The sequence below is a fragment of the Variovorax sp. UMC13 genome, from assembly GCF_014170375.1.
GTDB lineage: Bacteria > Pseudomonadota > Gammaproteobacteria > Burkholderiales > Burkholderiaceae_C > Variovorax.
In genome coordinates this window covers 60,211-68,820 of sequence record NZ_LZZW01000020.1, presented here as the reverse complement: position 1 = coordinate 68,820, position 8,610 = coordinate 60,211, and the positions used below count along the sequence as shown (strand labels likewise).

Below are 8,610 nucleotides of genomic sequence, written 5' to 3'. Positions count from 1 at the left end.
GCCCAGACCCCGCCCTGCGCCGGCGCGAGCGCACAGGCTTCGCTCAGCGGCGTGAAGCCGTCCCAGCGCCCATCCGCACGCCACATCGCCACGCCGTTCGCCCGCGGGCAGCTCACCGCGAAGCGATCGCCACCGAAGGCGATCGCGCCGCCATAGCCCGCGAGCGCATGGCCGGCCTCGACGGTGCGCAGCGCGCGGCCGTCGAACAGCGCCAGCAGCGGCGCCGCGGCCTTGTCTTCGGCCCGGTCGTGCTCGGCCTGCAGCGCGATGCCCAGCTGCCCGCGCGCGCCCCAGGCCATGTGGCGCAGGCTCAGGCGCCTGTCGGCCAGGCGCCACTGACCACGCAGCGTGCCGTCGCTGCCGTCGAGCCGCACCAGCGACGCGTCCATGCGGTCCAGGTGCACCTTCACCCGCCCGGTCTCGGGCAATGTCGGGATGCCGCCATTCGCGACCACCAGGCTGCCATCGGTGTCGGCCAGCAGTTCGTGCGGGTCCATGCCGTGGGTCGGCCACTCGTCGGTCTTCTCCAGCGATGCCGCATCGCGCACGCCGATCAGCCCCTCGGCGGTCTCGAGATCGGTCTCGGCGGTGTAGAGCGTCCGCCCATCGGCGCTCGCGACCACATGGCCGTTGAAGGCGCGGCCGGCTTCGATCCAGCACCAGGCCAGCGCCTGGCCGTCGGGGCGCCAGCGCACCAGCCAGTCGCCCGGCCGGCGTGCCGCGGCGAGCAGCGTGCCGCCACGCTCCACCCACAGGCCGTGGGCGCGCGTGGGCACCTCGAGCGCGGACTGCGCGGCCAGGCCCTGCGGCGTCCGCGCCAGCACGCCGACGCGGTGGCCGGCCTCGGCCTCCCAGGCCGCGACGAAGCGTGAAGCCGATGCCGCCTCGGCCCTCGCCGATGGCCCCAGCGGCACCAGCGCGGAGGCCGCCATCCAGGCGAGCCAGCGCCGGCGGTCCAGCGGCAGGCGCGCCTCAGTCACCGTCGCCGTCCGAAAAGCCCACCACCACCTCCAGCGCCGGCGCCACCTCGGCCTCGATCAGCTTCTTCACGCCGGCCAGCGCGCGCGTGGCGGCGGGCAATGCCGGCAGGTCGGCCGGCGTGGCGCGCTGCATCGCGGCATCGGCCTCGGCCACCGACTGCGTCAGCCGATCGGCCAAGGGCTTCCTGCCGCCGGCCGCCAGCGATTGCGCCACCGGGCCCGCGAGCGCACGCAGCGCCTCCCACTGCGCGGCCCAGCTCTGCGCCGCATGGCCGCTGGCGGCGCGCGCGAACACCGGCGCCTTGCCGGCGCTCGAGGTCTCGACGGTCTTGAGCGGCTTGTCGATCTGCGTCCAGCGCAGGCGTTCGAAGCCGCCCAGCCACTGGTTGAACAGTTCCTGCCAGGCGAGGTAGGTGCGCGCCGGATCGGCCGCCCAATCGGTCGCCGCCAGTTCGGCGAAGCCGGCCGACAGCGTCGCGCCTTCGCGCGCCAGTTCGACCGCCACCTGCTGGGTGTAGCGGCAGGCCGGCGACTGCGGCGCGGGCTTCCGGGTCCACAGCAGCCATTCGAGCGCGGGAATGCCCTTGGCCGGCGTGCCCACGCGCTCCATCGCTTCGGCGCCCACCGGCGCGCTGCCGATGGCGCGTTCGATCAGCGGCGGACGGGTCGAGTTGAAGTCGAGCGCGGTCAGCGCGCGGCGCTTGACCAGCGGTCCGACCGCCACGCCGGCCAGCCGGTCCCAGGCGGTGGTGGTGGCCTGCCATTGCGTGCGCGCGGCCGCGAGCGCGGCATCGGCATCGGCGGCCGGGGCCTCGCAGAGCGTGTCGATGGACTTGTGGAGCGCCGCGCTCTCGGCCGCGAAGGCGGTGGCGCGCGGCTGGAAGCCGTCGCGGTAGGCCGAGGCCAGGAACTGCGGCGCTTCCGCGGGCGCGACGGCCGCGGGCTGGGCCTGCGCGGCACCGGCGAGCAGCAGCACCAGCGCGGCCGGCAGCGGAGAAAAACGGTTGGCCTGCAGCATCACAGCGACTCCACGAACTTGACCAGCGCTTCGCGCTCGGCCGGATTGAATTGCAGCACCGCGTCGCGGCTCTCGCGCGCTTCGCCGTCGTGCCAGAGGATGGCTTCCATCACGCCGCGCGCCCGGCCGTCGTGCAGCAGCCGCTGGTGGCCGTTGACGTCGGGGATCAGGCCGATGCCCCACAGCGGCGGCGTGCGCCACTGGCGGCCGTTGGCGAGGAAGTCGGGCCGCCCGTCGGCCAGGCCGTCGCCCATGTCGTGCAGCAGCAGGTCGGTGTAGGGGTGGATGGTCTGGTTGAACAGCGCCTTGCTGGTCACGCGCGGCGTGAGCGGCGGGAACAGCTCGCGGGCCGTGGTGTAGGTCGGGCGGTGGCAGGTGGCGCACTGCGCCTGCGCGAACAGCGCCTGGCCCACGTGCACCTGCGCGTCGTTCACGTTGCGCCGCGCGGGCGGCGCCAGCGTGGCCTGGTAGAAGACCACGTCGGCCAGCGTCCGGTCGTCGATCTCGTGGCCGCGGCCGTCGGCCCCGCTGGGCGCGGCGGCGCAGTCGGTCTGGCGCGGCGTGCAGGTGGGCTCGGGGAACGGGCGCGAGGTGATCCCGATGTCGCCCGAGAAGGCGGCCGCCGTCTGGTGCGCCAGCGTGGCCACGTTGGCCTTCCAGCCGAAGCGGCCGACCAGCATCTGCTGCGAGGGCACGTCGTAGACGCGGTTGGCGACGCCGCGGATCGGGCCGTCGGCCTCCGCCTGCTCCTGCGCGTTGCGCAGGATCTCGGCCTCGGGAATGGCCTCGAGCAGGCCGACGCCGATCACCTGCGGCGCGATGCGCGGGCTGAACATCGCGTCCTTCGCCATCGGGCCGTAGTTCAGTTTCGAGAACGAATAGACCGGGCGCTGCAAGGTGTAGCGCGTGTCGTCGGCGAAGCGGCCGGCCACATTCTCGTAGCGCAGCGCGATCTGCCCTTCGGACTTCACGCCGCGGATCGCGAAATTCTGGAACTGGTCGCCGTACACCGGTTCGGGCAGCGGCCCGCCCACGCGGTCGGTGCCGGGCACCGACAGGCGCATCAGCAGCGCCACCGGCGGCTCCGACAGGCCCTTCCTGAAATCCGGCGGCGCGCCGCGCCCGTCCTGCATGTGGCAGGCCGCGCAGGAGCGCGCGATGAAGTGCGGGCCGAGCCCGTCGCGCGCCTTGGTCGAGGCCGGTGCCTGCACCCAGTTGCGCTTGAAGAAGGAGTTGCCGATCACGAAGCGCGTGCGCTCGGGATCGTCGAGGTTGGCGGCGGGGAAGGAGAAGGCGTTGCGGCCGGTGGCGAACACGGTCGTGTCGCCGCCCGTCTTCTCCTCCGCTTCGCCGGGACGCGCGACGACTTCGGGCCCGGCCAGGGCCACGAAGCCGAGCGCACCCATCCCGGCCCAGGTTCGCACACGACGGCGCATCGCGCCGCCTACTCGGGGTTGACCAGCGTGAGCCGGGTGATGCCGATCGCGCCCGCCGCCTCGACCAGGTCCTTGCTCTGCTGCGTCAGGCTGTCGATGGCCTTCTGCACGCGCAGCCGGCCGGGGGCGTCCTTGCCGCCGACGATCTCGCGGTCGAAGGGGGCCTGGATGCCTTCGGTGGCAGCCACCGAGGCCGCGATCTGCGCGCCGGTGCGCGCCGCCAGCTGTGGGTTGCGCGCCGCCACCAGCGCATGCAGCGACGGCCCTTCGACCACGCGGCCGTCGGTGCGCACGTAGCGGCCGAGCCAGACGTTCTGGATGCCCATCGCATTGGTCACCGCATCGCGGTGCGTGTTGTCGGAGAAGCAGGAGTGCTCGTCCTCCTGGTCCTGGCTGGCCAGCGCGACCTCGAGCCGCTCGCCCGCAAGCTCGCCGCGCGACAGCGAGCCCAGGCCGACCAGCATCTTGCGCAGCGACTCGTTGCCGCCGCGCGCGAAGCTCGCGCCGTAGTTCTTCTGCTGCGGCGCCCAGGCCTTGACCAGCGTGCGCAGGTCGTCGATCAGCAGCGAGGTCACGACCGTCAGGTACTGGCGGCGGCGGTCGGCGTTGGGCCGCTTGCCGTCGACGAAGTCCTCGAAGGAACGCTCGCCCGGGCCGGTCTCGCTCAGGTCCTGGCCCCAGAGCAGGAACTCGATCGCGTGCCAGCCGGTCGCCACGTTCTCCTCGCCGTCGCGCTCGTTGAGGCTGGCCAGCGACTTCTTGGTGATCGCGACCTTGCGGTCGTTGACGATGCCGGCGGTGGGCGCGTCGACCACGTAGTCCACATAGGACTCGTCCATCGGCCAGGCGTTGATGCGTCCTTCGGGGCCGTTGTCATCGTCGATCGGGCCGCCGTAGAAGCGGAAGGCCTCGGTCTGGCCATAGGCCTCGCGGGCCTGCAGCCAGGCCTTGCGCGCGGCCGCCAGGCCGGCTTCGGACGGGGCCGCGGTGAAGGCCACGATGGCCTTCTGCAGCGCCAGCGCGCCGCCCAGCGCATCCTCGTAGTTGGCATGCACCAGCACCGCGTAGTGCGCGGCCACCGACTGCGGCGTCACCGGCGTGGCCGGGCTGCTGCGCACCGCAGCGGCGGGTTGCTGCGCCCACGCGGGCATGGCGAAGGCCAGGGCGGCCGGAACAGCGATGGCGGCGACGAAGGCGGAGGCCAGACCCGAGGTTTTCATGCGGCAGGAGCTCGTTCGAAGTGGACAGGGCGGCCATTCTGATGGGAATAACTCTCAATCCGCTTCAACTCCACAGAAGGGCGCAGGGTATCCCCGCCCGCCTGCCGCCCCCTCAGAAACGGTACGAAGCCGCCGCGCCCACGGTCCAGTTGCGGCCCGGCGCGCTCTCGTAGTAGCGCGCATTGCCCTCGTTGACGATCACCGAACCGACGGTGCGCCGGTCGGCCACGTTGTCGACGCGCGCGAAGGCCTCGAGCTCCCAGCGGCCCCAGCGCTTCAGGTAGCCGGTCTGCAGCGCGAGCAGCGCATAGCCCGCGGCGCTGGCGGTGTTGGCGTCGTTGGCCTGGATGCGGCTCAGCGCGCGCAGTTCGGCGCCGGCGCGCCAGCCTTCGCTGGGCGCATAGCCGAAGGAGGCGAAGAAGGACTGCTTCGCGATGCCCGGGATGCGGTTGCCCGCCGCCACCGCATTGCCGGCCGCGCAGGGCGCGGGCGAGCAGAAGCCGTCGCTGTAGCGCGCATCGAGCCAGGTGAAGGCCAACTGCGTGCGCCAGTGCGAGCGCGTCTCGTGCAGCCAGCCGAGCTCGAGCCCTTCGCGCCGCGTGCGGCCCGCGTTCTGGAAGGTGGCGCGGCCGCCGATGTTGGTGCCGGTCACGATCTCGTCGTCGGTGCGGGTCTGGAACACCGCGCCGGTCAGCAGGCCGTCGGCCACGCGCGCCTTGGCGCCGAGCTCGAGGCTGCGGTTGACGGCCGGCTGCAGCGCGAAGTTCAGGCCGCCGACATTGCCCGGCCGATACGACAGCTCGTTGAGCGTCGGCGTCTCGAAGCCACGACCGGCCGAGACGTAGAGGTTCAGGTCGCGCGTGGCCGCGTAGCGCAACGCGGCCGCGGGCAGCGCCTGGCGGTAGCGCGCGGCGCCGCTGTCGTCGCCGTTGGCACCGCGGATGTAGCGGTCGTCCGAATCGAAGCGCACGCTGCTGTGGCGCAGCCCGGCCTCGAGCGTCCAGCGCTCGGCGAAGTCCCAGCGCGTCTGCACGTACGGGTCGACGTTGCCGACCTCGTTGCGCTCGTCGCGCCGCAGGCCGCCCTGCACGCCCAGCTGCTGCGCGGCACCGCTGCCCCGGAAGTTCTCGTAGCCGCGGCGCTGCTCGCGCAAGGTGTCGTAGGCCAGGCCGGTCGAGAGTTCGAAGGGTCGGCCCGCGAGCGCGGTGCGCAGCGTCCAGCGCGCATCGAAGCCCGCATAGCGGCGCTGCAGGTCGATCACCGCGCCCGCGCTCAGCGGGCTGGCCTGGGCCGAGGGCGGGATCGACTGGAACTGCGTGGTGCGGCGGTCGCCGCCGTAGAGCATCAGCCGCAGGTCCTGGTCGGCGTTGAGCCGGCGTTCGTAGAGCAGGCCGACCTGCGTCTGGTCGACGGTCTTGCGCGTGTCGTACTGGGTGGCCAGCGGCGCGGCGCGCGGGTCGGCGTCGAGCTGCGCGCGCGTCAGGCCCAGCGGGTCCTGGGCGTCGATGCGCACGCTGTTGGCCACCAGCGTGAGCCGGCTGTCGTCGTCGAGCTGCACGCCCAGCTTGCCGTTGGCGATGTCGCGCGTGGCCGCGCTGTGCTCGCGGTAGCCGTCGGTGCGGAAGCGGCTCGCGCTCAGCACATAGTCGATGCCGCCGCTGGCGCCCGAGGCCTTGGCGCCCAGACGCGTGCTGCCGAAGCTGCCGCCGGCCACCGAGAAGCCCAGCCGCGGTGCGCCTTCGCCGTCCTCGGTGAAGACCTGGATCACGCCGCCCGAGGAGTTGCCGTAGAGCGCCGAGAAGGGCCCGCGCAGCACCTCGACGCGGTCAGCCGAGCCGATGTCGATGTTCGAGCTCTGGCCCTGGCCGTCGGGCAGCGTGGCCGGGATGCCGTCGATGTAGAGCCGCACGCCGCGCAGGCCGAAGGTGGAACGCGCGCCGAAGCCGCGGATGGAGATCTGCAGGTCCTGCGCGTAGTTCTGCCGGTTCTGCACCTGCAGGCCGGGCACGCCGCCCAGGCTCTCCGACAGGTTGACCTGCAGCTTGCTTTCACGCAGCTGCTGCCGGTCGACCAGGTCGACCGAGGCCGGCATGTCGAAGGGCGTGGCCGCGCCGCGCGGGGTCGAGACGGTGACGGCCCGCAGCGCGGGCACGTCGTCGACCGGGGTTTGCGCGTGCAGCGTGGCCGCGAAGAAGGCCGATGCGGCCGCGACAGTGGTTCTTCTCATGCCCCGATTCTGACGACCCGCCGCAAAGCGGGTGTCGGCGAGGAGGCCGTGCCGCTCAGTAGCGGATCGCGATGTCGCGCACCACCGGCCCGCCCGCGCCGCCGATCTGCGCGAAGGCCGCGCCGTTCGCCGCGCCGAAGGGCGTGGCCGCGCCGGTCGTGAGCGACAGCGTGTAGAGCGTGAAGGGGCCGGCGTTCGTGCCGCGCAGCGCGGCCAGCGCCAGCCCGTTGGCACCGCCCGCGATGTCGAAGGCGGCCTGCCCGTTGAGCGGGACCCCCACCGCGCCGACGTTGACCAGCGTGCCGTCGTTGGGCGGGCTCTGGCGCGCCAGCACGTTCTCGTTGCCCTCGAGGTCGAACAGGTCGGTCGCGGTGCTGCCGGCAAAGCTGTGGGTGTAGGCGCCGGCCACGACCACGGCCGGCGTGGCGCGGTTGATCGCGCCATCGGTGGTGGTGAGGCCGGTGTCGACGTTGATGCGCAGGCTCTGGCCGGTGTCGCTGATCACGCGCAGGCGATCGGCCACCGGGTTGAAGTCGACGGTGAAGCGCGTGCCGGCCAGGCCGGCATAGGGCAGCGTGGTGTCGGCCGGGTCGGCCGCGAGCACGGTCGCCACGGTCGCGGCGCCGGTGTCGGGGTCGACGGTCAGCACCCGGGCCGCGCTGGTCAGCGCATAGAGCCGGCCGTTGGCGGGGCGGAAGTCCACGCCCACCACCGTCTCGTTGGCTGCGAGGCCGCCGATGGTGACGGCGCTCGACAGCGTGTTGGGCGCCGTCAGCGCGAAGCTCGCGAGCCGCGCGGCCTCGTGCAGCACATAGACCTTGGGCGCGGCGGGCGGCACCAGCGTCAGCCCGACCAGCGCGTCGCCCGCGCCGATGGTGCCGATGCGCTGCGCACCGGCCGTGCCGCTCAGGGGCACGGTGTAGAGCTGCGTGGCGCCGCCGACCGTGAGCGCCGCATAGCCCACGTTGTTGCGCGCATCGATGTCGAAGCCGTTGCTCGCGCTGAAGACCACGTTCAGGGGCACCGGGTTGGCCAGCGTGCCGTTGTTGGGCGGGTCCTGCAGGTAGAGCGTGCCGGCCGCGTCGAGGTTGTAGAGCTGCGTGCTCGTGGTGCCGGCGAAGGCGTTGGTGTAGGCCGAGGCGGTGATGCTCGCGGCCGCGCCGTTGATCGCGCCGTCGACCACGGCCACGCCGGTGCTCACGTCCACGCGCAGGTTCTGGCCGGTGTTGCTGACCAGGCGCAGCCGATCGGCCACGGGGTTGAAGTCGACGCCGAACTGGGTGCCGGCCAGCGGCGTGCTCAGCGTGGACTTCAGCGTCAGCGCGCCGCTGGCGGCGTCGAGCGTGAAGATGCGGCCCTGGCTGCTGACCGCATAGATCGCGCGGTCGGCCGGCCGCACGTCGATGCCCACCAGCGTCTCGCCCGCCACCAGGCCCGACACGGGCAGGCTGGTGGCGAGGGTGCCGGGGGTGGTGCGGTTGAAGGAGATGACGCGGCCCGAGGCGGTGACCGCCACGGTGTCGCCCAGCGGCCCGGTGCTGCCGGTGCCGCCGCCGTCGTGGCTGCCGCCACCGCAAGCGGTCAGCGCGGCAGCGGTGATGAGGGAGAAGGGAAGAAAGGAAAAGCGGTGCATGGGGAGGTCCTGGTAGTGGAAGGGCATGCCCCGCACCCTGTTTTTCTTCGGCGTCGGCGGCGCGGCATGCCGGTACTACCCGCGAGACGGCGCTTT

At 72.9% G+C, this 8,610-nt stretch carries 6 protein-coding genes; all 6 read right to left on the bottom strand.

Going from position 1 to position 8,610, the window contains the following annotated elements:
* On the bottom strand, positions 1 to 980 hold a 980-nt coding region (locus A9977_RS17595; RefSeq protein ID WP_310936157.1), incomplete at its 3' end, for a DUF1513 domain-containing protein.
* Positions 973 to 1,998, bottom strand: coding sequence for an imelysin family protein (locus tag A9977_RS17590; RefSeq protein ID WP_183026164.1), 1,026 nt, complete (start codon positions 1,996 to 1,998; stop codon positions 973 to 975). The genes A9977_RS17590 and A9977_RS17595, both read right to left, overlap by 8 nt.
* Positions 1,998 to 3,404 carry a di-heme oxidoredictase family protein gene (locus A9977_RS17585; protein WP_259652021.1) on the bottom strand — a complete coding sequence of 469 codons (1,407 nt, stop codon included), beginning with the start codon at positions 3,402 to 3,404 and terminating at the stop codon, positions 1,998 to 2,000. The genes A9977_RS17590 and A9977_RS17585 overlap by 1 nt, the downstream gene beginning before the upstream one ends.
* 38 nt (positions 3,405 to 3,442) lie before the next feature.
* Positions 3,443 to 4,654: an imelysin family protein gene (locus A9977_RS17580; RefSeq protein WP_183026162.1), complete on the bottom strand. Its 1,212-nt coding sequence runs from the start codon at positions 4,652 to 4,654 to the stop codon at positions 3,443 to 3,445.
* 112 nt (positions 4,655 to 4,766) lie between these two features.
* On the bottom strand, positions 4,767 to 6,881 hold the full coding sequence (locus A9977_RS17575) for a TonB-dependent receptor (protein WP_183026161.1): 2,115 nt from the start codon (positions 6,879 to 6,881) through the stop codon (positions 4,767 to 4,769).
* Positions 6,882 to 6,936: 55 nt separating this feature from the next.
* On the bottom strand, positions 6,937 to 8,514 hold the full coding sequence (locus A9977_RS17570) for a DUF4394 domain-containing protein (RefSeq protein WP_183026160.1): 1,578 nt from the start codon (positions 8,512 to 8,514) through the stop codon (positions 6,937 to 6,939).
* Between the last annotated feature and the right edge of the window lie 96 nt (positions 8,515 to 8,610).